The 25,549-nt window shown below is 70.5% G+C and carries 25 protein-coding genes and 1 pseudogene; 14 read left to right on the plus strand and 12 right to left on the minus strand.

The window, feature by feature from the left end; genetic code table 11:
- The first annotated feature begins 13 nt into the window (after positions 1-13).
- Complete coding sequence (locus KY5_RS31690; protein ID WP_098245420.1) at positions 14-1,036, plus strand: RelA/SpoT domain-containing protein; 1,023 nt, start codon at positions 14-16, stop codon at positions 1,034-1,036.
- 123 nt (positions 1,037-1,159) lie between these two features.
- Here the strand turns inward: KY5_RS31690 and KY5_RS31695 are convergent, their stop codons facing one another.
- Positions 1,160-1,834 (minus strand): IS5 family transposase, encoded by a 675-nt coding sequence (locus tag KY5_RS31695; RefSeq protein WP_418952831.1) that lies wholly within the window; start codon positions 1,832-1,834, stop codon positions 1,160-1,162.
- A 111-nt stretch (positions 1,835-1,945) separates the two neighbouring features.
- Between KY5_RS31695 and KY5_RS43280 the strand changes: the two genes are divergently transcribed.
- Positions 1,946-2,050 (plus strand): hypothetical protein, encoded by a 105-nt coding sequence (locus tag KY5_RS43280; protein ID WP_418952886.1) that lies wholly within the window; start codon positions 1,946-1,948, stop codon positions 2,048-2,050.
- Between the two features lie 95 nt (positions 2,051-2,145).
- On the opposite strand, the gene KY5_RS31700 is transcribed toward KY5_RS43280, so the two are convergent.
- Positions 2,146-2,343 (minus strand): hypothetical protein, encoded by a 198-nt coding sequence (locus tag KY5_RS31700; RefSeq protein WP_098245421.1) that lies wholly within the window; start codon positions 2,341-2,343, stop codon positions 2,146-2,148.
- A gap of 1,246 nt (positions 2,344-3,589) precedes the next feature.
- On the opposite strand from KY5_RS31700, the pseudogene KY5_RS31710 reads away from it, so the two are divergent.
- The 4 genes and pseudogenes from KY5_RS31710 to KY5_RS31725 all read left to right on the plus strand — a co-directional run.
- A pseudogene (locus KY5_RS31710) lies at positions 3,590-4,768 on the plus strand (SpoIIE family protein phosphatase); the annotation flags it as partial.
- 484 nt (positions 4,769-5,252) lie between these two features.
- Positions 5,253-6,110, plus strand: a complete 858-nt coding sequence (locus KY5_RS31715; RefSeq protein WP_098245423.1) for a hypothetical protein — start codon at positions 5,253-5,255, stop codon at positions 6,108-6,110.
- A 446-nt stretch (positions 6,111-6,556) separates the two neighbouring features.
- Positions 6,557-7,612, plus strand: a complete 1,056-nt coding sequence (locus KY5_RS31720) for a cytochrome P450 (protein ID WP_098245424.1) — start codon at positions 6,557-6,559, stop codon at positions 7,610-7,612.
- A gap of 426 nt (positions 7,613-8,038) precedes the next feature.
- Positions 8,039-8,218: a hypothetical protein gene (locus KY5_RS31725; RefSeq protein WP_098245425.1), complete on the plus strand. Its 180-nt coding sequence runs from the start codon at positions 8,039-8,041 to the stop codon at positions 8,216-8,218.
- Here KY5_RS31725 and KY5_RS31730 read toward each other — a convergent pair.
- Entirely contained in the window at positions 8,177-8,965 is a 789-nt protein-coding gene (locus tag KY5_RS31730) for a class I SAM-dependent methyltransferase (RefSeq protein WP_098245426.1), read from the minus strand. The two genes, KY5_RS31725 and KY5_RS31730, sit on opposite strands and share 42 nt — an antisense overlap.
- 368 nt (positions 8,966-9,333) lie before the next feature.
- Here KY5_RS31730 and sph point away from each other — a divergent pair, with 368 nt between their 5' ends.
- The 4 genes from sph to KY5_RS31750 all read left to right on the plus strand — a co-directional run bounded on the left by sph (position 9,334) and on the right by KY5_RS31750 (position 12,476).
- Positions 9,334-10,323, plus strand: a complete 990-nt coding sequence (sph, locus tag KY5_RS31735; protein ID WP_234362956.1) for a sphingomyelin phosphodiesterase — start codon at positions 9,334-9,336, stop codon at positions 10,321-10,323.
- Between the two features lie 161 nt (positions 10,324-10,484).
- Positions 10,485-11,048, plus strand: a complete 564-nt coding sequence (locus KY5_RS31740; RefSeq protein WP_199843657.1) for a TetR/AcrR family transcriptional regulator — start codon at positions 10,485-10,487, stop codon at positions 11,046-11,048.
- Complete coding sequence (locus KY5_RS31745) at positions 11,045-11,473, plus strand: DUF6069 family protein (RefSeq protein ID WP_418952832.1); 429 nt, start codon at positions 11,045-11,047, stop codon at positions 11,471-11,473. Before KY5_RS31740 ends, KY5_RS31745 begins: the two co-directional genes overlap by 4 nt.
- 73 nt (positions 11,474-11,546) lie before the next feature.
- Positions 11,547-12,476, plus strand: coding sequence for an NADP-dependent oxidoreductase (locus KY5_RS31750; protein ID WP_098247587.1), 930 nt, complete (start codon positions 11,547-11,549; stop codon positions 12,474-12,476).
- Here the strand turns inward: KY5_RS31750 and KY5_RS31755 are convergent.
- The 3 genes from KY5_RS31755 to zapE form a co-directional block, all read right to left on the minus strand.
- On the minus strand, positions 12,466-13,392 hold the full coding sequence (locus KY5_RS31755; RefSeq protein WP_199843659.1) for a polyphosphate kinase 2 family protein: 927 nt from the start codon (positions 13,390-13,392) through the stop codon (positions 12,466-12,468). The two genes, KY5_RS31750 and KY5_RS31755, sit on opposite strands and share 11 nt — an antisense overlap.
- Positions 13,393-13,464: 72 nt before the next feature.
- Entirely contained in the window at positions 13,465-14,826 is a 1,362-nt protein-coding gene (locus tag KY5_RS31760; RefSeq protein ID WP_098245429.1) for a PhoX family protein, read from the minus strand.
- Positions 14,827-14,953: 127 nt separating this feature from the next.
- Positions 14,954-16,048 carry a cell division protein ZapE gene (gene zapE, locus KY5_RS31765; protein ID WP_098245430.1) on the minus strand — a complete coding sequence of 365 codons (1,095 nt, stop codon included), beginning with the start codon at positions 16,046-16,048 and terminating at the stop codon, positions 14,954-14,956.
- A 36-nt stretch (positions 16,049-16,084) separates the two neighbouring features.
- Between zapE and KY5_RS31770 the strand changes: the two genes are divergently transcribed.
- The 4 genes from KY5_RS31770 (at position 16,085) to msrB (ending at position 19,455) form a co-directional block, all read left to right on the plus strand.
- A complete protein-coding gene (locus tag KY5_RS31770) occupies positions 16,085-16,939 on the plus strand; it encodes a pyrimidine reductase family protein (RefSeq protein ID WP_098245431.1) in 855 nt (284 codons plus the stop codon).
- A 132-nt stretch (positions 16,940-17,071) separates the two neighbouring features.
- Positions 17,072-17,554 (plus strand): indole-3-glycerol phosphate synthase, encoded by a 483-nt coding sequence (locus KY5_RS31775; protein WP_199843332.1) that lies wholly within the window; start codon positions 17,072-17,074, stop codon positions 17,552-17,554.
- A gap of 79 nt (positions 17,555-17,633) precedes the next feature.
- Positions 17,634-19,028 carry a UDP-N-acetylmuramate--L-alanine ligase gene (gene murC, locus KY5_RS31780; RefSeq protein WP_098245433.1) on the plus strand — a complete coding sequence of 465 codons (1,395 nt, stop codon included), beginning with the start codon at positions 17,634-17,636 and terminating at the stop codon, positions 19,026-19,028.
- Positions 19,029-19,047: 19 nt separating this feature from the next.
- Positions 19,048-19,455, plus strand: coding sequence for a peptide-methionine (R)-S-oxide reductase MsrB (msrB, locus tag KY5_RS31785; RefSeq protein WP_098245434.1), 408 nt, complete (start codon positions 19,048-19,050; stop codon positions 19,453-19,455).
- Here the strand turns inward: msrB and KY5_RS31790 are convergent.
- From KY5_RS31790 to hppD, 6 genes are all read right to left on the minus strand, one after another.
- Positions 19,436-20,239, minus strand: coding sequence for a thioesterase II family protein (locus tag KY5_RS31790; protein WP_098245435.1), 804 nt, complete (start codon positions 20,237-20,239; stop codon positions 19,436-19,438). The two genes, msrB and KY5_RS31790, sit on opposite strands and share 20 nt — an antisense overlap.
- 140 nt (positions 20,240-20,379) lie before the next feature.
- Positions 20,380-21,600 (minus strand): beta-ketoacyl-[acyl-carrier-protein] synthase family protein, encoded by a 1,221-nt coding sequence (locus KY5_RS31795; protein WP_098245436.1) that lies wholly within the window; start codon positions 21,598-21,600, stop codon positions 20,380-20,382.
- The gene (locus KY5_RS31800; RefSeq protein ID WP_098245437.1) at positions 21,600-21,830 is read right to left on the minus strand and encodes an acyl carrier protein; all 231 of its coding nucleotides are present in this window, start codon (positions 21,828-21,830) and stop codon (positions 21,600-21,602) included. The genes KY5_RS31795 and KY5_RS31800 overlap by 1 nt, the downstream gene beginning before the upstream one ends.
- 68 nt (positions 21,831-21,898) lie before the next feature.
- On the minus strand, positions 21,899-22,912 hold the full coding sequence (locus tag KY5_RS31805) for a beta-ketoacyl-ACP synthase III (protein WP_098245438.1): 1,014 nt from the start codon (positions 22,910-22,912) through the stop codon (positions 21,899-21,901).
- Positions 22,913-23,192: 280 nt separating this feature from the next.
- Positions 23,193-24,293 carry an alpha-hydroxy acid oxidase gene (locus tag KY5_RS31810; RefSeq protein ID WP_098245439.1) on the minus strand — a complete coding sequence of 367 codons (1,101 nt, stop codon included), beginning with the start codon at positions 24,291-24,293 and terminating at the stop codon, positions 23,193-23,195.
- Positions 24,290-25,372, minus strand: coding sequence for a 4-hydroxyphenylpyruvate dioxygenase (gene hppD, locus KY5_RS31815; protein ID WP_098245440.1), 1,083 nt, complete (start codon positions 25,370-25,372; stop codon positions 24,290-24,292). Before hppD ends, KY5_RS31810 begins: the two co-directional genes overlap by 4 nt.
- Positions 25,373-25,549 lie beyond the last annotated feature (177 nt).

The raw sequence follows: 25,549 nt of genomic DNA on the forward strand, positions 1-25,549 counted from the left end.
TACGGTCGCGACCATGAAGAAGTGGGTGGTCCCCGAGAACTCGAAGAAACGCGTCCGACGCGCGAGCCGGACGATCGGGGAGGGGACGGGTACGCCCGAGGAGATCCGAGAGGCGCGGGAGGTCCTGAGCAACTACCGTCTCGCCCATGCCTTTCCTCTGAACGCGGTGACCATGACCGTGCGGAAGCGAGCGCTCGACGTGAACCCGAACGCCGTCGTGGCCGAGCGCCGGAAGCGCCTGCCCACGATCCTCGACAAGCTGAAGCGCCATCCCACGATGAGCGTGACCACCATGCAGGACTTGGGGGGCTGCCGGGTGGTCTTCGACACCGTCGCCGAGGTGGACAAGTTGGTCAGCGTCCTGGAGGAATTGCCACGGAGCAAGAACCACGTCACGAAGGTTTACGACTACCTGCGTGATGAACCGGGGCCACGCGACTCCGGCTACCGGGGTGTTCACCTGGTGTACGAGTACGGAGCCTCGAAGACGGAGTACCACGGCCTGAAGATCGAGCTGCAGGTTCGCACGCAGCTCCAGCACGCCTGGGCGACCGCCGTCGAGACCATGGACCTGTTCTCGGGCAGCGAGCTCAAGTACGGGAAGGGCGACGAGGAACTGCTCAGATTCTTCGTCTTGGTCGGCTCCCTCATGGCGTATGAGGAAGGCACCACTCCAGTACCCAGCGCCGAGGGAACGCGAGAGGAATTGGCGGCCGAGTTGGCGTGCCTGGAGGCGAGCGTCGGCGTTCTGGAGCGGCTACAGGGCTACGCGGCGATCGTGGGTGAGCATGCCCAGACGGACCGCCGGAACACCCTGACCCTCGAGCTCTTGCGGAACGAGGGACAGCTCACCGTGACGGTGCACGAGACGCTGGCCGCCGCAGAGGCCCGGATCACCGAGCTGGAGGCATTGGACGACGAAAACCTGGACGCGGTGCTCATCAACATCGCCCGGATCAGCCAGCTGCGCGACGCCTACCCGAACTACTTCGCAGACACCGGCCGTTTCACCGCGTTCGTCGGGGCGTGCCTTTAGACGCCATTTCATTTGGTGATGCGGCGGTAGCAGATGAGGGTGCTGGCAATGCCGACCGACGAAGGCGAGGGAGTGTTCGGGCGTGTGCTCGTAGCGGCGGTGCAGGCGTCGGTATTCGTTCAGTCAGGACATCGTTCGCTCGATCACCCAGCGGTGCTGGCCCAGTCGGTCGGAGGCTTCGATCCCGCGACGCGCGATGCGGGGCACGATCTGTCGTCGCCGCAGCCAGTTGCGTAGGTAGTTGAAGTCGTAGCCCTTGTCGGCGTGCAGTGTGGCCGGGCGTCGGCGCCTTGGCCCGTAGGGGGAGCGGATCGGTGGGGTGCCGCGCATCAGCGGGGTCAGGGCCTGGCTGTCGGCAGGTTCGCCGCGGTGATGCCGATCGACAGGGGCAGGCCGTTGCGGTCGGCGATGAGGTGGATTTTCGATCCGCTCTTGCCTCGATCGGTCGGATTCGGTCCCGTCAGAGGCCCCCTTTTTGAGGGCACGGACGCTGACGGAGTCAATGGCGTACCGCGACCAGTCCAGTTCGCCGCGTGCGCCGAGTTCGTCCAGGACCAGGCGGTGGAGTGTGGCCCACACCCTGGCCTTGGACCACTCGGTGAGACGACGGAACGCGGTCATACCCGATGGTCCGAAACCGGGAGGCAACTGATTCCAGGTGCATCCCGACGTCGCCACGAAGATGATGGCGGCCAACACCCCCCGGTCCCCATGCCGACGTCGGCCACCGCCCTGCGGGCGTTCCGGCGCTGGCGGAACCACACGCTCGAACAGCTCCCATAAACCGTCCGGCGCCATCCGCTCAACAACTCCACAGTCATCAACCCGGACTGCCGCAAGATCACGCCAAACGAAACGGCGTCTAAGACGGGCAGTAAGCGTCACTTGATCTGTGACGGCAAGGGCACCTTGCTGCACGTCATCACGACCGTCGCCAACGTCAATGACATCACCCAGGCCTTTGACCTGGTCGACGGCATCTCGCCCGTCGCCGGACGGCCCGGCCGACCATGAAGACGACCCGAGTCCGTCCTGGGCGACAAGGCGCATGCCTCCAAGGTCGTATGCCGACAGCTGCGGCGCCGCAGGATCCTGCCCGTGACATCCGACTACCGGCTCAGTAAGGCGAGCGCGGTCAGGCACAAGGTCAGGGCTGCAGCAAACGCGACACCACTTCGCGAGAGGGCCGCTGGAATGGCGGCTCCCTCCCAGCGGGCCAAGCCGAAGGCGATCACTGCTGTGACGACGGCAAACAGAACGGCCACCGCCAGCACGAGGAGCAGGAACGCTGTGGAGCCATGGTTCACGGGTGCACCGCCTTGGTGAGGTTCCATCGGCAAGGGATTAAGACGATCTCGAGTAAAACCACCCGGTGAGCAGGTTGAATGTTCTTCGGCGACAACAGGGGGTTGTCCGATGAACAACTGAGCGGGAGGGCGCGTGGGCGCCAAGGGGAGACGATCGGGGCGGCCGTGGGCGTCACCGCGAGGTTCTTGTTTGGAGATCAACCAACTGGTTGAACAGATCCGGTCGTGGCTGGACAGCGCCTCAATTTCTGTGGTGCAGCTTCATGAGCGTCTCACTCCGGACCACTTCACGGCGGGTGCGGTGCCCGAACTGCGCCGACTGCGCGATCTATTGTCCGGTGAAGTGCTGCCGTGGGACCTGGTCGAGGCGGTGGCCGATGTCTGTTTTCCTAAGGAACCAGTCGGCCGCGCCGAACAACGTCTGCAGGCAGCACGGGATTTATGGCAACGAGCCCGGGTCAGCCCGACTCCGCTCGCAAAAGGGACGCACGAGCTGGAACTCGCCCACGAACTGCTGGCAGCTAAAGACCGCACCATCGAGGTGTATCAGGAACTGCAGGTCGTTCGGCACGCCTACGAGACTAGTGAACGCAGTCGGGCCCAGGCGCTACAGATCGCCACCCTTCTCTTCGCCATGCTCGGGCAGGCGCAGGCAAAGGTGGCAGAGCTGAAACGTCGGGTCGACGCCCTACAGGTAGTGCCGCCAAAGAAACTGGAGGTGCATACAAACCTGGAGCTGCGCCTATCGCGCGCGCAGCGACAGCAAAACGACCTGCGGCAGCAGTTGGCACGTGCACAGCAGGAGAGGGACACTGCCCAACAAGTTGCCGACCACGCCGCACGGCGTATTCAGGGCCTGGAAGCAGAACTGACTACCTTGCGGGAGTGGACAGAAGGCGATAATCCCAACCTCGTAGAGCACCTGACTGCTCAAGTTCCTCAGTCAGGATTGCAAGCGATCTCTAACGATGACGCGGATCTAGACGACGTCGATCTCGCTTTGCAGAAGGCCCGTGTCGTGCTCGATGAGGAACACGACACTGTTCAGCAGGCCGCCCAAGAAATGGGATATCGGACGCCTACGCACCCGGCCTCTCGCAGTGAACCGGCGGTGATGATTGTGCCTGCGCAGCTGCAGCACAGACACCAATCACCCTCCTCTTATCGAGCAGCCGAAGATCCTTCCGGTTTGTCCCAAATAACCCGGGACAACCATCCGACCAGCTCTGCTGCTGCCCCCCAAGCCGACGGCCAACTGGCGGCAGCGGAGCTGGCGAGCCGCAGCACGTTGGATGGTGACCGGACCGCGTTGTACGGCCGCGAGGCGTACATCGCCGACGAGCTGCAGCGCACGATGCTGCCCGAGACGCTGCCGCGCCCGACCGGCGTGCGGCTCGCCTCGCGCTATCTGCCCGCCGCGGAGACGGCGCGGGTCGGCGGCGACTGGTACGACGCGATCCCGCTGCCCGGCAGCCGGGTCGCCCTGGTCGTGGGCGACGTCATGGGGCACTCGATGACCTCGGCGGCGATCATGGGCCAGCTGCGGACGACCGCGCAGACCCTCGCGGGGCTCGACCTGCCGCCCCAGGAGGTCCTGCACCACCTGGACGAGCAGGCCCAGCGGCTCGGCTCGGACCGCATGGCGACCTGCCTGTACGCGGTCTACGACCCGGTCTCGCACCGCATCACCATCGCCAACGCGGGCCACCCGCCGCCCGTCCTGCTGCACCTGGGCGGCCGCGCCGAGGTGCTCCGGGTGCCGCCGGGCGCCCCGATCGGCGTGGGCGGCGTGGACTTCGAGGCGGTCGAGCTCGACGCCCCCGCGGGCGCCACGCTGCTCCTGTACACGGACGGGCTCGTCGAGTCCCGCCTGCGCGACGTGTGGACCGGCATAGAGCAGCTGCGGGAACGGCTCGCCGCCACCGCCCAGTTGACGGGCCCCGACCACCCGCCGCCCCTGGAGGCCCTCTGCGACGAGGTGCTCGACATGCTCGGCCCTGGCGACCGGGACGACGACATCGCGCTGCTCGCCGCCCGCCTCGACGGGATCGCGCCCAGCGACGTGGCGTACTGGTTCCTGGAACCCGAGGACGCGACGCCGTCCCGGGCCCGTCGGCTGGCCCGCAGCGCCCTGGTGCGCTGGGGCCTGGAGGACATGACGGACTCGGTGGAGCTGCTGGTCAGCGAGGTCGTCACCAACGCCGTGCGGTACGCCTCCCTCCCTGTCACGCTGCGCCTGCTCCGCACCGACGTGCTGCGCTGCGAGGTCGGCGACGACGTGCCGCAGCTGCCCAGGCTGCGGCAGGCGCGGGCGACGGACGAGGGCGGGCGCGGCCTGTACCTGGTGAACTTCCTGTCACAGCGCTGGGGTGCGGCGCGGCTGAGCACGGGCAAGGTGGTCTGGTTTGAGCTCCAGCAAAATTAGGCGGTTTCAAAAGTAAGATACTTAACCTTGCGGACAAATAGACACAAAACTATGTTACCGGAACTAACGGTGGCCGGATTGCTTGACCAGCCACGATGGAAACCGTGGCGAAACGGACGCACGCGCTGAGGCTGGAGTGCCGAAACGGGATGTCCATCACGCGCCCGAAGTTCTTCGGTATCCCCGGCCAGCCTCAGCGGCCTGCGACCGGGCTGACGGCGTGTGAACTACGGCAGACACGGCTTGCTCGGTACGACCGGACCGCATTGGACCTGGCCGGCCTCGAGCTGTCCCGGGGGGGCATCCTTGAGGGGCGTGACCGGCCGCGAATGGATGATGCCGACCTGGAGCCGGGCCTGCCCGCCGTGCCTTGCGAAAAGCTCGGTGTGGCAGTCTGCGCGGCTTTCAACTCCTACACCGCCCGTCCCCAGCGCATCCTCGTTCCCGCTCACACAGGCCATCGTGTCAGGGGGCCGAGGGCAGCTTGTTCCGCATCCGCGAACAGGCACACCTCCCAGCTCACACGATCGACACCCTCGCTTTTGCCCACCGCGTCCGCGGCGGCCCCTTTCCCACCGGCTGCAACCTCGACAACCTCGTCAAGGAAAACCTGGGCGAGATCCGGCGCAAGCTCCGCTTTCCTACCTTCGCCCCCGGGCTGCGGCCCGGTGGCATGAGCGGAATGTCGCCCGAGAGGCACGACGCCGACCCGCGCGAGGACGCATCGCTGGTCGCCCGGACTTGGGAGGCGATGGTCACCACCCGCACCCTCGCCTGGGGAGCCGGAAAGCCGTTCTGGACCCACCTCGACGGCGACACCCGCCCCGGCTCCGCGGAACTGGTCGACGAGCACATCGCCGAACTCACCGGAGAACAGCCGCAGATCGAGGCAGCCGAATGGGCCGCCCGCATCCGGGAGGAGGGCCGAATCATGCGCCCCACCACCCCGAGCATCAACAGCCTGCTGCTGGCCAACCTGGCCGCCGCCTGCATCCCTGCCCCCGAGCCGGTTCGGATCATCGCCGACCTACTCCAGACCGCGGGTGAGATCCCCTCCGCCCGAGTCCTGCAGGCCGAGGATCTCTATATGGCCTGCCAATACCTCGGCACCCAGCAGAACCTCGACGTCCGGCACCGCAGCACGACCGGCAAGACACTCACCAAGCCCCTGCGAGAACCCGTCGCATGGGCCCTCTGGCAGCTCGCCCAACCGGAATGGACGGCGGCTCAACGGCACTGGCGCGAGGAAGCGCGCACGACCGCTACCGGCCACGTCCGCCTCCGGGAGCTGAAGAAGGAACGAGAACGCATCCGGGGACGCCTCGCCGCGCTCGTCGACTGAGCACTACCGTGGTCGAAACGCCGAGGACACCGTGGTATTCAGCGTCGGAATACCGGGCGCCGACTCACCTCCACTCGAGCGGAGGTGAACCGCCCATGCGTACTACGACAGCACCCCGATCGAGGTGCTCTCCGCGCGAGCGGAGGTGAACCGTTCGGGAACCGCCCCCGTTGGAGTTCGGCGCCCCGCCTGGGCAGGAGTCGCAGGCGCAGCCCTTCACCGCACTGCGCGCACGTGTGCACACCAGGCCCGGACGGAGGCGGATCGAATGCGATTGTGACGGATGGGAACGGTGTTGTTTGACCTGATTTTCCGATAGAAATACAGGCGAGGTGCGTCTCAGATTTGGGTGCGCATCCCGTAGGGACGACGTAACTCGCCGTCGAGACCGCGCCCGGCCGCCCCACACGGCGCCGGGCGCGAGCCTCCCGCACCTGGAGACTCCGATGCCCCCGACGCCCTCCTCCGGTACCGACCGGATGTCCAGGACCACCGTCTTCACGCCGCGACTCCACGCCCTGCTGCGCGACCACCGCGGCGAGGACGTGTTCCGGCTGGACGCCGACACCGTCGGCGTCGCCGGGCCCGAGCAGAGTGATCGGATCCTCGCCGCCCGCCCGGCCACCGAACGCGAACGCCCCACCTTCAAGCCGCTGCACGGGCGTTCGATCCCGCGCACCGAGGCGTCCACCGTCATGCAGGCCATCGGCCGCGACGTGCGTACGGCGCTGCGCAAGCCCGTGCAAGGGGACGTCGACCTCTCCGGCGAGTGGCCGCACGTCGGCCACGTCCATCTCCGTGATCTGATCCTGGGCGCCGACCCGTACCGGCTGCGCATCCTCATGGACCGGACCCTGGAGTTGACGCCCAAGCTGACCTGGTCGGTGATCGCCGTCGGCGCGGCGCTGCCCGGCAGGCTCCGGCCGGGAGCGCCCGTCACCAGCATCGCGGGGCTCACCGCGAACGCCACGGGCTACAGCGACCGCCGCTACGCGATGGGTCTGTACCGGCGGGCCGCGGCCCCGGTCTGCTTCACCGTCTCCACGCTCGTCGCCAACGCGTACTGGCTGGGGGCGCCGTTCGACGACGACACGCCGAACGAGCACATCCTCTACGAGTCCATGCGGCTGCTGCCGCCGTCCTGGAACATCCTGCGCAACGCGTCCCCCGAGTACCCGGCCATCGACGACCGCATCGGCGCGGGCGACGACGTCCTGCTGCTGCCGCTGCTCAGCCACCGCGACCCGGCGCTCTGGGAGGACCCCGACGCGTTCCGCCCCGAACGCTGGGCCGATCTCGACCCCGACGACCACCCCGGCTACCTCCCCTTCGGCCATGTCTCCGAACGCTGTTGGGGACGGCACATGGTGATGCCGCTCGCCGGTCTGCTGCTCGACGTCCTGCGCGCCGACGGCATGACGGTCGACCCGGGCCAGGCCACCGCGAAGGTGCCCCTCGCCGGCCTCCTCGGGGTCGACAAGGTGCGGCTCGTGCGGCCGTGAGGCCGGGAGGCCGGGAGGCCGGGAGGCCGGGTGTGAGTAATGCCCCATGGCCGCAGGGGGGTTGGGTCTAGCGCTCGACCCTCGCGGCAGGGCATGGTGGGGGTTCGCAGTGCGGCACACGTGTCGCACCCGGACCCGTCATGGGGTTCGACCGCAGGGAGTGATGGACATGGCTGCGAACTACCGGCGCATGAGCGCCTCTGTTCACGGGAAGTGACCCCGGCCGCCGGGGCCGACCCCGGACGCGCTCCTGCGTTTGATCATTGAGGCCCAACTGACCTTCCCCGTCGCCGCGTTCGGTGCGGCGTCGGCGTGGCTTCGGCGCTGGCCTCGGTGCTTCTTTTCGACGTCGGACGCGCGTCTCCTTCGGCCACTCGGCATCGCACTCGCCACTCGCCAGCTCCGCCCCGCCGACGGAGGAATCCCATGACCACCATCCTGATCGAACTCGCCGCAGGAGCCCCCGAGTTGCTGCTCGCGGCCGTTGTCGTGATCGCCGTGACCTTCCTTGCCGCCCTCGCCATCGCGGTCCGGGGCACGGCCCCGGAAGAACGCGCGACGGTCTTACGCGCCTTCGCCCAGATCCTGCCGGTGCGCAGGAGATAGGCCGGGCCGATGGAACAGCGCCGTCCACAGGAACGGCTCGCCGAACAGCGGCGAGCCGTTCTTCTCGTCGCGCATGCGGCGCAGTTCGACCTCCGTCAGGCCCGCGAAGATCCGGCGCAGCGCGTCCGCGTCGTAGGCGAGGCCCCCGTGCAGGCCCCCGTGCAGGCCCGCCGTGCGGTAGAACTCCGCGTCGGACAGCTCGGATCCCATGCCGTTCTCACCGGCCGCGAAGCAGGTGAGGGCGAAGTGGCCGCCGGGCGCCAGGACGCGGTCCAGGAGCGCGAGATAGCTGATCCGCCGGTGCGGCGGCAGGTGGTGGAAGCAGCCGGAGTCGTAGACCAGGTCGTACGGCCCGGTCAGCGAGGCCCGCGTCAGTTCGAAGACGTCGCCCTGGTGGAAGCGCACGTCGGCGCCCGCCTCCTCGGCCCGGCCCGCGGCCCAGTCGAGCGCGGCGGGGGAGAGGTCGACGGCGTCCACGTCGAAGCCGAGGGAGGCGAGGTGGAGGGCGTTGCGGCCGGGGCCGCAGCCGATGTCGAGGGCGCGGCCCGGGGTGAGCAGTCCCCGCTCCACGTACGAGACGAGGTTTTCGTCCGGTTTCGCGGCGAAGAACGGCACGGGCTTGCCCCGGTCCGCGTAGAAGCCGTCCCACCAGGCCGCCCCTTCGGCGGTCCACCGGTCGGCCTCCGGCGCGAACAGGGTGTCGAGGAGCTTCAGCACGTCGTCGATCGTGTGGATGTCGCGGTCCATCAAGTCCCCTTCGGTAGGGGGTAATTGTAGGTGGCGGCTGTTGTGTAAGCCCAGGTCAGGGGGTGTGAGGGGGGCTCTCCCGAAGCCCTCCGGCGGGTGCCTGGAGGTCTCTGGGGGAGAGGTCCGATCCGGGGCGTCGGTCAAGGCCTCACGGGGCGTGGGTGCCCGCGTGGGGTGCCCGTACGGGGGCGATCTCGGCCGCGGGGGAGCGGCTTTTCCCGTGCGAACACCGTGTTCACGTGTTCACGTGTTCACGCGAAGTATCCCCAGAAGTAATCGTGGCTGGTTGGATGTGCGGGCGTCCGGACACCGGCCGCTCCCGGCACGGCCGGAACCAGCAGCAACACCCCCCACTCCCAGGAGTCTCAGTGCCGCACTCAGCGCTGCGCAGGACCCACGCGACCGCGATCTCCACCGTGCTCGCCGCCGCCACGCTCGCCGCCGTCGCCCCGTCCGCGACCGCGGCGGCCGACGCGCCTGCCGCCCCGCCTTCGCTCAAGGTGCTCACGTACAACACGTTCCTTTTCAGTAAGACGCTCTACCCGAACTGGGGTCAGGATCACCGGGCCAAGGCGATACCGGCCGCGGACTTCTTCCAGGGGCAGGACGTCGTCGTGCTGCAAGAGGCGTTCGACAACTCCTCGTCCGACGCGCTCCAGGCCAACGCCAAGGACCGCTACCCGCACCAGACCCCCGTGATGGGCCGCGGCAAGAGCGGCTGGGACGCCACCGGCGGGGCCTACTCCTCGGTGACCCCCGAGGACGGCGGCGTGACGGTCCTGAGCAAGTGGCCGATCGTGCGCAAGGAGCAGTACGTCTACAAGGACGCGTGCGGCTCCGACGCGTACTCCAACAAGGGCTTCGTGTACGCCGTGTTGGACGTGAACGGCACGAAGACGCACGTGGTGGGCACGCACACCCAGTCCACCGACCCGGGCTGCGGCAGCGGCGAGGCGGCGGCCACCCGCGCCAAGCAGTTCAAGGAGATGGACGCCTTCCTCGCCGCCAAGAACATCCCGGCGGGTGAACAGGTCATCGTGGCGGGCGACTTCAACGTCGACTCGCACAGCTCCGAGTACGCCTCGATGCTCGCCGACGGCGGCTTCGTCCCGGCCGACAGTCGCACGGGCCACCCGTACTCCTTCGACACCCAGGACAACTCGATCGCCGCCGAGCGCTACCCGGACGACCCCCGCGAGGACCTCGACTACGTCCTCCACCGCAAGGGGCACGCCCGCCCCGCCTCCTGGCGCAACAACGTGGTCAAGGAGCAGAGCGCGCCCTGGACGGTCTCCAGCTGGGGCAAGAAGTACACGTACACCAACCTGTCGGACCACTATCCGCTGACGGCGGGCTGACCTGAACGGAGTGAGCCCTCACTCATTGACGGAGTGAGGACTCACTCCGTATCGTCGTCGTCATGACAGCACCCAAGGAAGCCCCCAAGGAAACATCCAAGGAAACATCCAAGGAAGCGCCCAAGGAGAACCAGACCGTCGCCCGCCGTCGCGCCCCCAGCATGTCGCCGGAGCAGCGCCGAGAAATGATCATCCGGACCGCGATCCCGCTGATCGCCGAGTGCGGCGCCTCGGTGACGACCGCGAAGATCGCCCGCGCCGCGGGCATCGGCGAGGGCACGATCTTCCGGGTCTTCGCCGACAAGGACGAGCTGTTGCTGGCCTGCATGGCCGAGGCGCTCTCTCCCGAGCACGCCGTCCGTGAGCTCGACGCGATCGACATGTCCCAGCCGCTGCCCGACCGGCTCGCGGAGGCGGCCGATGCGCTCCAGGCGCACATGGCCAGGATGGGCGCGATCGCCGGGGCGCTCGGGCACTTCGGCGGCAAGCACCCCGGCACGGTGCGCGGCGCGGGCCGCAGCGAGTCGACGACCCGTATCCGCGCGGCCCTCGCGGAGCTGATGGAGCCCGAAAGGGCCACTCTGCGCCGCCCGCCCGAGCAGATCGCGGCGCTCTTCTTCGGGCTGCTGTTCACCCAGCCGCGTACGGAGGACGAGCCCGACCTGACCTCGGGGGAACTGGTGGAGGTGTTCCTGCACGGGGCGCTCTCGGGAGGCGCCGAGTGAGCGTGCCGATGAGGCGCTCGGGGGCGACGGCCCTGGCCGTCGTCGCCCCCGTCCTGGTGTGGCTGGTCGCGGACCCGTTACTGGGGCACCGGCTGCGGATCGCCGACGGCGAGCGGACGCTCGACATCGGCGCCGTGCCCGTGGCGATCGTCGCGCTGCTCGCGTCGCTCGTCGGCTGGGGGCTCCTCGCCGCCCTGGAACGGGTCGGTGTGCCGCGCGCCCGCACCGTCTGGACCGGGGTGGCCTGCGCCGCGCTGGCCGTGTCCTTCCTGCCGCTCACCGGCGACGGCATGGACGGCGGCACCCGGGTCGCGCTCGCGCTGATGCACCTGGCGGTGGCGGCGGTGCTGATTCCGGGCCTCGGCGCCACGGGCCCGCACCTTGGGCACGCGGGTGGCGGGGAGCGTGGCACCGAAGGTACCTGAGGGTTCCTCCCGGATACCTAGCCTGGTTCTCCCACCGTCCAGAGCCAGGAGAGCCAGGAGAGCCATGCGAACCATGCGCGTCATCACCCAGCAGACGCTCGGCGGTCCCGAGGTGCTCACCGTCGTGGAGGCGCCCGAACCCCGGGCCCTGCCGACCGAGGTCCTCGTCCGCGTCAAGGCGATCGGACTGAACCCACTGGAGGCGCGCCTGCGCGCAGGCGAGTTCCCGCTGATCGGGCAGCCGCCGTTCACCCTCGGCTGGGACATCAGCGGCGTGGTCGAACAGGCACCGGGGACCTGGCGGTTCAGGCCGGGCGACGAGGTGTTCGGGATGCCGCTGTTCCCGCGAGCGGCGAACGCGTACGCCGAGGTCGTGTCGGCCCCGGCACTGCACCTGGCACGCAAGCCGCCCTCCCTCTCGCACGTCGACGCGGCGGCCCTGCCGATCGTCGGCCTCACGGCGTGGCAGGGCCTCGTCGACCTCGGCGGCGTGACCGCGGGCGACCGCGTCCTGGTCCACGGCGGTGGTGGCGGGGTCGGCCACGTCGCGATCCAGATCGCGAAGGCGCTCGGCGCGTACGTGATCACGACCGCGAGCGGGAGCAAGCGGGCCTTCGTCGAGGGGCTCGGCGCCGACGAGGTGCTCGACTACACGAGGGTCGACTTCGCCGATGCGGTCCGCGACGTCGACGTCGTGCTCGACACGATCGGCGGCGACACCGTGGAGCGATCGCTCGACGTGCTCCGCCCCGGCGGCCATGTGGTGACGGCGGTCGCCGAGGAGAACGTGGCGCTCGCCGACACGTACGAGGCGTCCGGAATGCGCTTCAGCGGCATCGCGGTCGACCCCGATCCGGTCGCCCTGCGAGGTCTCGTCGCACTGGTCGAACAGGGCAGGCTCCGGGTCCACGTGCAGGAGACGTTCCCCTTCGAGCGCGTGGCCGACGCACACCGCCTGCTCGACGCCGGCCACCTCCGGGGGAAGCTCGTTCTCACCGTCTGACGGACGCGTCCTCCAGCAGGAGCCTCTTCCTGCTCTCCTCGACGTCGAAGTCCGCCGCCGGGTACTTCGGGTCGAGGGATTCCAGGTGTTCCAGGAGCAGCTTGCTGATGGCCCAGTTGCGGTACCACTTGCGGTCCGCGGGGATCAGGTACCAGGGGGCCGCCTCGGTGGAGCAGCGTTCCAGGGCCAGTTCGTAGGCCTCCTGGTAGGCGGGCCACAGGGCGCGTTCCTCGATGTCGCCGGGGTTGAACTTCCAGTGTTTGTCGGGGTTGTCGAGGCGCTCCAGGAGGCGGCGGCGTTGCTGGGCGTACGAGATGTGGAGGAAGCACTTGACGACGGTGACGCCGTCGTCGGCCAGGGACTTCTCGAAGCGGTTGATCTGGCCGTAGCGGCGGCCGAGCTGACTGCGGGGGACCAGTTCGCGGACGCGGGCGATGAGGACGTCCTCGTAGTGCGAGCGGTCGAAGATGCCGATCTCGCCGGGCTGGGGGAGTGCCTTCATGACGCGCCAGAGGAAGGGGTGGTTCAGTTCCTCCGGGGTGGGCGCCTTGAAGGCTTTGATGCGGCAGCCCGAGGGGTTGAACAGGCCGATGACGTGCTTCACCGTGCCGCCCTTGCCGCTGGTGTCCATGCCCTGGAGGACCAGGAGGACGCGGCGGCGGTCGCCCGCCGTGCTCGCGGCGTACAGGCGTTCCTGGAGGTCGGCGAGGCGTTCGCCCATGTGGGCGGTGGCCGCGAGGCCCGCGGGCTTGTCGCTCGGGCCCGCGGGCGTCGCGGCCGCGTCGTACGAGGAGAGGTCGACCCGCTCTCCTTCGGGGATGCGCAGCAGATCGCGCAGGGGCGGCGGTGCGGCCTGCTCATCGGCCTTCCGGCCCCGCTTCTTCGCGCTCCTGCCGTCCTTCGTGGACTTCGCCACCTTCTTGGACTTCGCCACCGCGCACCCCTTCCGGTCGTCTCCCTCGATCGTGCGACGAGGGCCGGGGGGCCGCTACTTGTGCCAGGGCCCCGTCACGGCGAACGTCGTGCCGGGCGTGTAGCAGTTCACGTACATCGTGTCGTGGTCGGGCGAGAACGTCACCCCGGCGAACTCGCCCCACTCGGGCTCCTCCGGCGTGCCGATGTTCTGTCGGCCGCGGGCCATCGGGTAGATCTCGCCGCCCCGGGTCAGGCCGTACACGTACTGGGCGCCGCCGCCGTCCTCGCACACCATCAGGCCGCCGCTGGGCGCGAGGCAGATGTTGTCGGGGGACTCGCCCGGCAGTTGGATGTCGGTGCTCGGGCCGAAGACGATCACGAGGGTGAGGCGGCGCCGGGACGGGTCGTAGCGCCAGATCTGGCCGAAGTGGGTGGCCGCCGAGCCCTCCGCGCTGTGCGCGAAGGAGGATACGAAGTAGACGGAGGAGCCGCCCCAGTAGCAGCCCTCCAGCTTCTGCGCGTGCGTGATGCCCTTGGGCCCGAAGTCCTGGAGCCGGATGGGGGTCTGGGCGGCGAGCGGGTCGGGGACGTCGACCCATTCGACGCCCTCGAAGCAGGCACCCGTCTCCTGGACGGCGGACAGGTCGGGGACGCCGGGCACCCGCATGGCCTGGAGCCTGCCGCCCGCGCGCAGGGAACCGCGGCCGCCCTCGGGTTTTTCGGGCAGGAAGCGGTAGAAGAGGCCGAAGGGCTTGAGGAAGGCGTCCTCGGTCTCGTAGACGACGCCGCGCCGGGGGTCGACGGCGATCGCCTCGTGCTGGAAGCGGCCCATCGCGGTGAGCGGCACGGCGCCGGTGCGGTGCGGGTCCACCGGGTCGACCTCGAAGATGAAGCCGTGGTCCTTGGTGTAGCCGTTGGTCCCTGCCTTGTCCTCGGTCTCCTCGCAGGTGAGCCAGGTGCCCCAAGGGGTGGGCCCGCCCGCGCAGTTGACGGCGGTACCGGCGATGGCGACGCGTTCGCCGACGACGTTGTTTCTCCGGTCGAGCGCGAGCGTCGTACAGCCGCCCTTGGCCATCGGGTCGTAGGTCAGACCCTTGACCGTGGGTACGCCGATCCTGCCGGTGACGCGGTTCTCGTGATTGCGCACGAGGTGGACCCCGCCGTGCTTGCCGCGGAAGGCGGCCATGCCGTCGTGGTTGCTCGGCACCTTGCCCTCACCGGAGCGAAGGTCGCCGCCCTCGCGCGAGAGGACCTTGTAGCGAAAGCCCTTGGGGAGGTCGAGCAGTCCCGCGGGGTCGGGGACGAGGGGGCCGTAACCGGCCTTCCCGTGTGCGGCGGCCGTGCCCGCGAAGAGTTCCGAGAGGGCTCCGGTGAACGCGATTCCCGCGCCCAGGGCACCGGAACGGGCGAGAACCTGACGTCGAGTGGCAGACATGATGGGCAACCTCCTGCTGGCGGACAGGAATGTGACCGGATGTGTGTACCACGCGCTCTGGTGCGCGGGAACCACGCGCGTAGCTATCGGTTTTCCGCCTGCCGTCCAGCGCCCCGCCCCGATGGGGCTAGTCGCCCACGAGCCCCTTGGCGTCCCGTGCGAGCGCCGTGAGCCGCGAGATGGCGCGGAAGTACTTCTTCCGGTACCCGCCGTTGAGCATGTCCTCGCTGAAGAGCCGGTCGAAGGGCACACCGGAGGCGAGCACCGGCACCTCCCTGTCGTACAGCCGGTCGGCGAGCACCACAAGGCGCAGGGCGGTCGACTGGTCGGGCACCGGCGTCACATCGGTCAGACAGACCGCGGCGATGCCGTCCGTCAGCGCGCCGTACCTGCTGGGGTGGACCTTGGCCAGGTGCGCGAGCAGATGCGGGAAGTCGTCGAGGGACGCGCGCTCGGTCGCGTACGCCGCCTTGGTGACCTGCTCGTCGGAGTACGGGGCGGGGGCCTCGGGAAGGCCCCGGTGGCGGTAGTCGTCGCCGTCGATGCGCAGCGCCCTGAAGTGGGCGGAAAGGCCCTGGATCTCGCGCAGGAAGTCGACGGAGGCGAACCGGCCCTCGCCGAGCTTGCCGGGCAGCGTGTTGGAGGTCGCCGCCAGGGCCACGCCCTCGTCCACCAGCCTGGCCAGGAGCGAGGAGACGAGCACCGTGTCGCCCGGGTCGTCGAGCTCGAACTCGTCGATGCAGAGCAGTCGGTGCTCGCCGAGCGTGCGGACGGTCTGCTGGAAACCGAGCGCGCCGACCAGGTTGGTGAGCTCCACGAAGGTGCCGAACGCCTTCTTCTCGGGCGCCGCGGGCGTCGCGTGCCAGAGGGAGGCGAGCAGGTGGGTCTTGCCGACTCCGTAGCCGCCGTCGAGGTAGACGCCGCGCGGGCCCGAGGGTGCGGCGGGCCGGGACCTGCCGAACCACCGCTTCTTGGCCGCGCCACTGGCGTGCGCCCCGCCGAGACCCGCGGCGAAGCCGCTGAGGACGCGGACGGCCTCGGTCTGGCTCGGCTGGTTCGGGTCGGGGATGTACGTGGCGAAGCGGACCGAGTCGAAGCGCGGCGGCGGCACCATCTCGGCGACCAGACGGTCGGCGGGGACGTGGGGCTCGCGTGCGCAGAGGGACAGCGGAGCCGCTTCGGCTATGGGGGTCTGCCCGGGGGCGGCGGTGGAGGACGACACGGTTCCCAACCTTAAGGGGCGTGCAAGACTGCGGATATGCGACGCCTGTTCCCTGTGACCGACCAGACATGCGACCAGACATGCGACCGGACGGACGCCCGGACGGAGGACCGGACACCTGACCGGACCCACGACCGTACGGATGATCGTGCGGGCGGTGTGGCCACGGGGCAGGCGCACTGGGGGCTCGACGAGCTGGCCGACGCGTACGCCTATCCCGACGGCGCCGCACCCTGGCTGCGCGCCAACATGGTGTCCACGCTCGACGGCGCCGCCCAGCACGACGGGCGCTCCCAGCCGATCTCCAACGACACCGACATGCGGATCTTCGGCACCCTGCGCGGGCTCGCCGACGTGGTGGTCGTCGGGGCGCAGACGGTGCGCCAGGAGGGGTACCGACCGGCACGCGCGCGTGAGGCGTTCGCGGCCCGCAGGGCGGCCGCGGGGCAGACGCCCGCACCGGCGGTCGCCGTGGTCAGCGCCGGTCTGGACCTGGATTTCACGCTTCCGCTCTTCACCTCTCCGCTCGCGCCCACCCTCGTGGTGACCGGCGCGGCCGCCCCCGCCGACCGGATGGCCGAGGCCCGCAAGGCGGGCGCCGTCGTGGTGATCGCGGGCGAGGGCGCGGCCGTGGCTCCGGAGCGCGTGGCTCCGGTTCTGGCCGAGCGGGGGCTGACCCGGCTGCTCACCGAAGGAGGGCCCCGTCTGCTGGGTCAGTTCGTGGCGGCGGGGGTACTCGACGAGCTCTGCCTGACGATCTCGCCGATGCTCACCGCCGGAGACGCTCAGCGCATCGCGGGCGGACCCGCTGTCGCGGTGCCCGAAAAATTCGTACTGACGTCCGTACTGGAGGAGGCCGGGTTCCTCTTCACCCGATACCGTCGTACCTGACAATCAGCGGAATCAGCCGTTCCGTTTGCCTTCCGCTGGGCACACTAGATCTCGCAGACCCCGTGCGGTCACGGGGCAGGATGGTTTCCGCAGGGGCCTCGCGACGGCCCACGGAGGAGAAGGGCGCCTGCAGTGTTCACGAGCGTATTGATGATCGAGAAGGCCCTGACGTCCGCCGACGTGGAGTTCGTCACCACCTTGCACGGTGACGAGCCGGTCGCCTTCCACGTGCTGCTCCAGCCCAGGGGCGACCAGGCGGACCGGCTCCTCAGGGCGATCGACGACGTCGCACTCGGCGAGCTCGACGAGGCGGCGCGCGAGGGCAAGACGCCCGAGGGACAGGACGCGACGGGGCCCGGCGAGCAGGCACTGCAGGTCTCCCTGCTCGCGCTGCGCGCGGCGGGCTGCGAAGCGACCGGGCGGCTCATCGAGGACCACCCCCTCGACGCGCTCAAGACCCTCGTCGACGAGGCGGGGGCGGACGAGGTCATCGTGCTGACTGACCCCCACTACGTGGAGGAGTTCTTCCACCGGGACTGGGCTTCGCGGGCGCGGCACAAGGTGGGGGTTCCGGTGCTGAAGCTGTTCTCGCACAGTCTCGCGGACGAGGCGTAGGCGCCACCGCTGCCCCTGACGGGGCTCGAGTGCTACTAGGCTGGGGCGCTCAGCTACGTACGACTTGGGAGACACACGCATGGCACCCGGCCTTCCTACCGCCATGGACCGACCGCACTTCATCGGCATCGGCGGCGCCGGAATGTCGGGCATCGCGAAGATCCTGACCCAGCGCGGCGCCAAGGTCGCGGGCAGCGACGCCAAGGACTCCGCCACCGCCGAGTCGCTGCGCGCCCTCGGCGCCACGGTCCACATCGGGCACGACGCGGCGCACCTCGCGGCCGACGCGAGCTGCGTCGTCGTCTCCTCCGCGATCCGCGCCGACAACCCCGAGCTGGTCCGTGCCACCGAGCTCGGCATCCCCGTCGTGCACCGCTCGGACGCGCTCGCCTCCCTGATGGCGGGCCTGCGCCCGATCGCGGTCGCCGGTACGCACGGCAAGACCACCACGACCTCGATGCTCGCGGTCACGCTCGACGCCCTCGGCCTCGACCCGTCGTACGCGATCGGCGGCGACCTGGACGTGCCGGGCTCCAACGCGCTGCACGGCGCGGGCGACATCTTCGTCGCCGAGGCGGACGAAAGCGACCGCAGCTTCCACAAGTACGCGCCCGAGGTCGCCATCGTCCTCAACGTGGAGCTCGACCACCACGCCAACTACGCGTCGATGGACGAGATCTACGAGTCCTTCGAGATCTTCGCGGGCAAGGTCGTGCCCGGCGGCACCCTGGTCATCTCGGCGGACCAGCCCGGCGCGGTGGAGCTCACCCAGCGCGTGCGCGACCTGGGGGAGCTGAAGGTCGTCACCTACGGCGAGGCCGAGGGCGCCGACCTGCGCATCCACAAGATCACCGCGCGCGGTCTGACCAGCGAGGTCACCGTCCTGCTCGACGGCAAGCTGCTCACCTTCACGGTCTCGGTGCCCGGCAGGCACTACGCGGGCAACGCGGTCGCGGCCCTCGCGGCGGGCATCGCCCTCGGCATCCCGTCCCGGAACCTGGCCGGTGCCCTGAAGGCGTACACGGGCGTCAAGCGCCGCCTCCAGCTCAAGGGCGAGGCCGCGGGCGTCCAGGTCATCGACTCCTACGCGCACCACCCGACCGAGATGACGGCCGACCTGGAGGCGATGCGCTCCGCCGCGGGCGACTCCCGCATCCTCGTCCTCTTCCAGCCGCACCTCTTCTCGCGCACCCAGGAGCTGGGCGCGGAGATGGGCCAGGCCCTGGCGCTCGCCGACTCCTCCGTCGTGCTCGACATCTACCCGGCCCGCGAGGACCCGATCCCCGGCATCACCAGCGACCTGATCATCGACGCCGCCCGTGCCGCGGGCGCCGAGGTGCGGGGCGCGGGCGACAAGGACGCGGCGGTGGCCGAGATCGCGGGAATGGCGAAGCCCGGCGATCTCGTTCTCACCATGGGAGCGGGCGACGTCACGGACCTCGGCCCGCGGATCCTGGCCGATCTTTCGAAGTAGGAAGTAAGGGGTTCCCGTCATGTCGTACGACGTAGAGAAGCCGGACGAGGAGTGGCGCGCGCAGCTGAGCCCCTCGGAGTACGCGGTCCTGCGCCAGGCGGGCACCGAGCCCGCCTTCGTCGGTGAGTACACCGACACCAAGACCCAGGGCGTCTACTCCTGCCGGGCCTGCGGCGCCGACCTCTTCACCTCCGGCGAGAAGTTCGAGTCGCACTGCGGCTGGCCGAGCTTCTTCGACCCGAAGGACACGGACGCGGTCGAGCTGGTCGAGGACACCTCGCACGGCATGGTGCGCACCGAGGTGCGGTGCGCGCGCTGCGGCTCGCACCTCGGGCACGTCTTCGAGGGCGAGGGGTACGCGACGCCGACGGACCAGCGGTACTGCATCAACAGCATCTCGCTGCGGCTCACGGCCGACGAGGGCTGAGTCCCGCGAGGGCCGTGCGGACGAGGTCCGCCACGGACTCCCGGTGGTCGTCGAGAAAGAAGTGGCCACCGGGGAACGTCCGCAGGGCGAAGGCGCCCCGGCTGTGCCTCTCCCAGGCCGCGGCCTCCGTCGCGGTCACCTTGCCGTCCTTGTCGCCGGTGAGCACGGTGACCGGGCAGGAGACGGCGGCGTCCGGGTCCGCACGGTGGGTCTCGATGGCCCGGTAGTCGTTGCGGACCGTCGGCAGCACCATCGCCTGTACGTCGGGGTCCCGCAGGAGCCGCATGTCCGTGCCGCCCTGCGCGGCGAGTTCGGCGAGGATCCCCTCGTCGTCGCGGGTGTGCACGCGCTCGGTGCGGAAGTGCGAGGGCGCCCGCCGTCCGGAGAGGAAGAGGGCCGCGGGCGACGTGCCGAGCCGCTCCTCCATGCGTACGGCGACCTCGAAGGCCAGCGTCGCGCCCATGCTGTGCCCGAACAGGGCCAGGGGGCGGTCGTCCGCCCACTCCTCCAGCACGTCGAAGATCCGCTCCGCGAGTTCGGGGACGGTCTCCACCAGCGGCTCGGCCCTGCGGTCCTGGCGCCCCGGGTACTGCACCGCGAAGGTGTCGACGTGCGGCGAGAGCGCGGCCGAGAACGGATGGAAGTAGCTGGCGCTGCCCCCGGCGTGCGGCAGACACACCAGGCGTACGCCGCCCGACGCGTCGCCGTCGGCGGCTTCGGCGGAGGCGTGGAAACTCCTGATCCAGGCGTCGGTCTCGGCGGCCCTGCGCACCACGGGATTCATGCGGGAAACGGTCCACGGCCTGGCTAAATCCCGGCTAAACGCCCCGAGGCGCCGGGGCGGGCGACGGCGTAGGCGGGAACGACGGCAGCGGGCCCGGACCGTGAAGGCGGTCCGGGCCCGCTTGTCACCCGTGGGGGGCGTCAGGCCGCCTGGAAGGCGAGCACCGCGTTCTGGCCGCCGAACCCCATGGAGTGGCTGAGCGCGAAGTCGACCTTTCCCTCGGTGGCACGGGTGGCCACGTCCAGGTGGACGGCCGGGTCGAGGGTGCTGAGGTTCGCCGTCGGGGGCACCACGCCGCGCTCGATCGCGAGGACCGTGTAGATGCTCTCGACCGCTCCCGCGGCGCCCAGGAGGTGACCGGTCACGCCCTTCGTCGAGGTGACGAGGGGGCCTTCGGGGAAGACGCGCTCGATCGTCTCGGCCTCGACCCTGTCGTTCAGCGGGGTCGAGGTGCCATGGGCGTTGATGTGCCGCACGTCCGCCGGGCCCGCCCCGGCGTCCGCGAGCGCCGCGCGGACGGCGGCCTCGATGCCTCGGCCCTGCGGGTCGGGAGCGCTGAGGTGGTGGGCGTCCGCGCCGGCGCCGTACCCGGCCACGCGCGCGTGCACCCGGGCCGACCTGGCCCTGGCGTCCGCGAGGCGCTCCAGGACGAGGATGCCCGCGCCCTCGCCGCCCACGAAGCCGTCCCGGTCCGCGTCGAAGGGCCTGGACGCCGCGGCGGGGTCGTCCTGGCGGCGCGAGAGCGCGCCCATCTGCGCGAAGCCCGCCATGACCAGCGGGGTCACCATCGCGTCGCTGCCGCCGGTGATGACGATGTCGCAGCGGTCCAGGAGAAGCAGGTCCCTGGCCACGCCGACGGCCGTCGTCCCCGACGCGCAGGCCGTGGCGACGACGAGGTTCGGGCCGCGGGCCCCGCACTCCATGGCGACCTGCCCGGCCAGCATGTTGGGCAGCTGCATGGGCAGCAGGAGCGGCGAGACGCGCGACGCGCCCTCGTCGACGAGCACCTGGTGCTGGCGCTCGACGGTGGACTGCCCGCCCTGGGCGGTGCCGAGCACGACGCCGACGCGCGGGGCGTCCCACGTCGTGGGATCGAGCCCGGCGTCCGCGAGGGCCTCGTGCAGCGCGACGAGCGCGTACTGGACGAAGCGGTCGAGACGGTGGGCGCGGCGGGCGCCGAGCAGCGCGGCGGCGTCGAACCCGGGCACCCTGCTGGAGATCCGCACCGGGTTGTCCGCGAGCGACTCGTCGACGGCGGCCGTGGGCCGCCCGGCGCACACCGTCTCCCAGTTGGTCTCCACGCCGATCCCGGCGGGGGTGACCAGACCGAGGCCGGTGACGGCGATGTCGTGACGCTCCATCAGGCCCTCGTGCCCGCGTTCTCCATGAGGCCCACGACGTCGCCGAGGGTGCTGACGCCGGTGAGGGAGTCCTCCGGGATCTCGAAGCCGAGCGACTTCTCCAGGATCAGGCTGAGCTCGACCAGGGCGAGCGAGTCGAGCTCGGCGTCGGCGAGCGTCGTCTCGGGGGTGAGCCCCTCGACCGGGAGGTGCAGCTGGTCACCGAGGATGGCGAGCAGTTTGTCGAACATGCTGGTCTCCAAGCGTTTCGTGTGCCGTTCGGGCGCGGGGTGAGGGGGGAAGTCCTCAGCGGGCGGGGTCAGATGACGGGGGAGACGTCGGGCCAGACGAGGGTGGTGGCACCCCAGGTGAGGCCCCCGCCGAAGGCGGTGAGCAGCACCCGGTGGCCGGGGCGCAGGGTGCCGTCGGCCGCGGCGTCGGCGAGCAGGATCGGCACCGAGGCGCCCGCGGTGTTGCCGACCCGTTCGATGTTGGAGGCGCGCCGCTCGGGCGGGATGCCCACGAAGTCCGCCACGGCCGACGTGATGCGGCCGTTGGCCTGGTGGGCGACGAGCAGGTCGACGTCCCGCGCCGTCCAGTCGGCGGCGGCCAGGGCGTCCGCGCAGACGGTGGACATCCGGGTCACCGCGTGCCGGAAGACCTGACGCCCCGCCATCCGGAAGTAGCGCTCCTCGCGGGGCAGCGGTCCCTCGACGCGGCGCGCGGCGCCGCGCGTGCCGACGGCGACGAGGTCGGCGTTCTCGCCGTCGCTGCCGAGCAGCGTCCGGCCCACGGCGCCGGGCTCGTCGGGCGTGCCCGCGCGCAGCACCACCGCACCGGCGCCGTCGCCGAAGATGGGTGCCGTCGTACGGTCGTCGGGGTCGATCAGGGTGGTGAACGCCTCCGCGGCGATCACCAGGACGTGCTCGGCGGTGCCCGCGGCGATCAGCCCGGCACCGGTCGCGAGCCCGTACAGGAACCCGGTGCACACGGCCGACACGTCGAACGCGGCGACCCCGGTCATACCGAGCCGCGACGCCACCTCGGGGGCCGTCGCGGGGCAGGGCCTGTCGGGCGTGGTGGTGGCGAGGACGACGGCGTCCACCCGGTCGAGGCCCGCCGACTTCAGCGCGCGCCCGCCCGCCTCGACCGCGAGGTCGGCGGTGGTGGTGCCGGGGGAGATGACGTGCCGCCGCGCGATGCCGGTACGGGACCGGATCCAGTCGTCCGTGGTGTCCAGGCGCTCCACCAACTCGTGGTTGGACACCGTGTTCGGCGGCAGATGGGCGCCCACTCCGACGATCACTGCCGTGTTCGTGCCCGCTCTTGTCATCCGGCACTCCTTGGACGGGGATCCGCGTTCCGCGGCCCGGGTCTGCGGTCCGCGGGGATTTCGGCGGCCCACCGGTCGAGCCCCTTCAGTCTCGGATCGCGGGCTATGGGGCGCGTATCCCCCTGTTATCCGGCGGTCTTGCGCAACGGGCCCCTGCGGCGCGCCACTTGGTGGGAGCGAGGGCGCCCTCGACGTGCGGAATCGGGTGCAGGCGGCGATCCTCGCGTACGAGGCGGGGCTCGTGAGCAGGTCGGGTACCCGCCGCTGGCGCGGAGGGATCCTACGGAAGCTCCAGATGCCGGAGGTGCATCGCGCGCGGCGCGAGGACCGAGACGTCGACGGCGTCGACCGTGGCGCGTCCGGTGAGCGCCATGGTGTCGGCGAGCTCCCGCATCAGGAGTGAGAGTACGGCGTGCGCGCCCGCCGTGCCGTCCACCGCGAGGCCGTGCAGCACGGGGCGTCCGACGAGGACGGCGGTGGCGCCGAAGGCGAGCGCGACGACGATGTCCGAGCCGCGCCTGACGCCGCCGTCCATGAGGACGGGGCAGCGGCCCGCGACGGCCGCCACCACTTCGGGCAGCACCTCCAACGTGGCCGGTGCGCCGTCGAGTTGGCGTCCGCCGTGGTTGGACACGATGATCCCGGCCACCCCCGCGTCCAGGGCGGCCCGCGCGTCATCGCCGCTCAGCACGCCCTTGGCGAGGACGGGCAGGCCGCTCCACTCGCGAAGCCGGGCGACCACCGACCAGTCGAGCGCCGGGTGGAAGGCGGTGCGGCTGTGCGCCGCGGGCGATGCCGCGACGTCCGCCCGGGCACCCTCGGCGAGCCCTTCGACCAGGTTGGCGGGCACGATGTGGGGCGGCACCTGGAAGCCGTTGCGCAGATCGCGCAGGCGCCGCCCCATGAAGGGGGTGTCGACCGTGAGGACGAGTGCCTCGTAGCCCGCGGCGGCGGCGCGCCCGGCGAGCGAGCGCGTCACCTCCTCGTCGCGGAAGCAGTACATCTGCAGCCACAGCGGGGCGCTCGCCTCGCGCGCGACCCGTTCCAGGCTCTGGCTCGCGAACGTGGAGACCACCAGCGGCAGGCCGAGTGCGCCCGCTGCCCGTGCCGTGCCGGACTCGCCGTCGCGGTGCGCCAGTTCGTGGTACGCGACGGGGGCCACGCCGAGCGGCGCGGCCCACCGGCCGCCGAGGACCCGGACGTGCGTGTCGGGCTCGGTGAAGCCGGGGAGGGCCTTGGGGCGCAGACACACCGTGTCGTACGCCGCCTCGTTGGCCGCGAGGGTGCGCTCCCTGCCCGCGCCGCCCGCGATGAAGTCCCAGACGTCCTCGGGGAGTTCGCGCCGGGCGAGCGTGGCGTACTCGTCGAGGCTCAGCGTCACTCGTCCGCCGTCTCCCGGGTGCGCTCGACGGCCTCGTACAGCGCCTTGATGTTGGAACTGCCGAAGCCCTGGGCGCCGTTGCGCTGGATGAGCTCGTAGAAGACCGTGCGGCGCTCGTGGGGCGAGCGGGTGAAGATCTGGAGCAGGTGGCCCCACTCGTCGCGGTCCACCAGGACGTTGGTCTCGCGCAGGTCGGCGATGTGCTCCTCCAGGTCCCCGACGCGCTCGCGGATCACGTCGTAGTACGTGGCGGGGGTGGTGAGGAACTCCACGCCCCGGCCGCCCAGTTCGCGCACCGCGCCGACGATGTCCTCGACGAGGAAGGCCAGGTGCTGCACGCCCGCCCCGGCGTGCGCGGCGAGGAACTGGTCGATCTGGCCCGGGTTGCGGGTCGGGTCGGGCTCGATGAGCGTGAAGGTGATGCCGCCCGACTCGTTGCGCACGACCTTGGAGTCCATGGCCTGGTCGCCGACGAGGATGTACTCCTCGGAGAAGTAGTGCAGGTCGAACGCCTGGTTGTAGAAGTCGACGGTCCGCTTGAGGGTGTCCACCGGGACGCAGGCGGCGATGTGGTCGACGCCGCCGAGGACGGGGGCGGGGGCCGGGGCGTCGGCTGCGGTGTCGTCGATGTTCCAGCGGCGGTCCGGCGGCAGCGTCCCCGCGAAGGGCCGAGACGGCTGTACGAGGGTGTGGCGCAGGTCGCCGAAGCCCGAGACGACCGCGAAGCGGTCCGCGCGCGCCGGGTCCACGGCGTCGGTGGGCGCCCGCAGCGCGGTGGCGCCCGCGCCGGTGGCCCGCACGTAGTCCCGGTCGAGGTCCTCGCAGACGAAGGCGAGGTCGGCGAAGGAGTCGCCGTGCGCGTCGAGGTGACGGGAGACCTCGCCGTCGTCGCCGACCGGCGCGGTGACGACGAGGGTGACCGCGCCGTTGCGCAGCGCCCACGAGCGGCGGTCGGCCGTTCCGGTCTCGGGCCCCGCCGTGGCGATCAGACGGAAGCCGAAGCGATCGGTGAAGTAGGTCGTCGCCGCGTCCTCGCACGCGGTGTACAGCTCCGAGTAGGCAAGGGTGTTCGGTGACATACCAGCTCCAAGAGGACGGCTTACCTAGGGCGAATTCCTGGCATGGAGGGCGGTAATCCAAGACGCCTTTCCGGGGATCCCGTAAATGCGCCTTGAGGCTACTTTACGAGCTTGGTTTATGCCCTCGTTATTGAAGCCATATAGGCGCTCTGGCCTGTGGTTATGTCTCGGTTTTCG

The organism is Streptomyces formicae, from assembly GCF_002556545.1.
GTDB classification, from domain to species: Bacteria; Actinomycetota; Actinomycetes; order Streptomycetales; family Streptomycetaceae; genus Streptomyces; species Streptomyces formicae_A.

What these genes read in the sequence shown, in the direction of transcription:
- KY5_RS31690 (WP_098245420.1), top strand. Translation starts at nt 14, where the DNA reads ATGAAGAAGTGGGTGGTCCCCGAGAACTCGAAGAAACGCGTCCGACGC.
- KY5_RS31695 (WP_418952831.1), bottom strand. Translation starts at nt 1,834, where the DNA reads ATGGCGCCGGACGGTTTATGGGAGCTGTTCGAGCGTGTGGTTCCGCCA.
- KY5_RS31720 (WP_098245424.1), top strand. Translation starts at nt 6,557, where the DNA reads ATGCCCCCGACGCCCTCCTCCGGTACCGACCGGATGTCCAGGACCACC.
- KY5_RS31725 (WP_098245425.1), top strand. Translation starts at nt 8,039, where the DNA reads ATGACCACCATCCTGATCGAACTCGCCGCAGGAGCCCCCGAGTTGCTG.
- KY5_RS31730 (WP_098245426.1), bottom strand. Translation starts at nt 8,965, where the DNA reads ATGGACCGCGACATCCACACGATCGACGACGTGCTGAAGCTCCTCGAC.
- KY5_RS31740 (WP_199843657.1), top strand. Translation starts at nt 10,485, where the DNA reads ATGTCGCCGGAGCAGCGCCGAGAAATGATCATCCGGACCGCGATCCCG.
- KY5_RS31750 (WP_098247587.1), top strand. Translation starts at nt 11,547, where the DNA reads ATGCGCGTCATCACCCAGCAGACGCTCGGCGGTCCCGAGGTGCTCACC.
- KY5_RS31760 (WP_098245429.1), bottom strand. Translation starts at nt 14,826, where the DNA reads ATGTCTGCCACTCGACGTCAGGTTCTCGCCCGTTCCGGTGCCCTGGGC.
- KY5_RS31770 (WP_098245431.1), top strand. Translation starts at nt 16,085, where the DNA reads ATGCGACGCCTGTTCCCTGTGACCGACCAGACATGCGACCAGACATGC.
- murC (WP_098245433.1), top strand. Translation starts at nt 17,634, where the DNA reads ATGGCACCCGGCCTTCCTACCGCCATGGACCGACCGCACTTCATCGGC.
- msrB (WP_098245434.1), top strand. Translation starts at nt 19,048, where the DNA reads ATGTCGTACGACGTAGAGAAGCCGGACGAGGAGTGGCGCGCGCAGCTG.
- KY5_RS31790 (WP_098245435.1), bottom strand. Translation starts at nt 20,239, where the DNA reads ATGAATCCCGTGGTGCGCAGGGCCGCCGAGACCGACGCCTGGATCAGG.
- KY5_RS31795 (WP_098245436.1), bottom strand. Translation starts at nt 21,600, where the DNA reads ATGGAGCGTCACGACATCGCCGTCACCGGCCTCGGTCTGGTCACCCCC.
- KY5_RS31800 (WP_098245437.1), bottom strand. Translation starts at nt 21,830, where the DNA reads ATGTTCGACAAACTGCTCGCCATCCTCGGTGACCAGCTGCACCTCCCG.
- KY5_RS31805 (WP_098245438.1), bottom strand. Translation starts at nt 22,912, where the DNA reads ATGACAAGAGCGGGCACGAACACGGCAGTGATCGTCGGAGTGGGCGCC.
- hppD (WP_098245440.1), bottom strand. Translation starts at nt 25,372, where the DNA reads ATGTCACCGAACACCCTTGCCTACTCGGAGCTGTACACCGCGTGCGAG.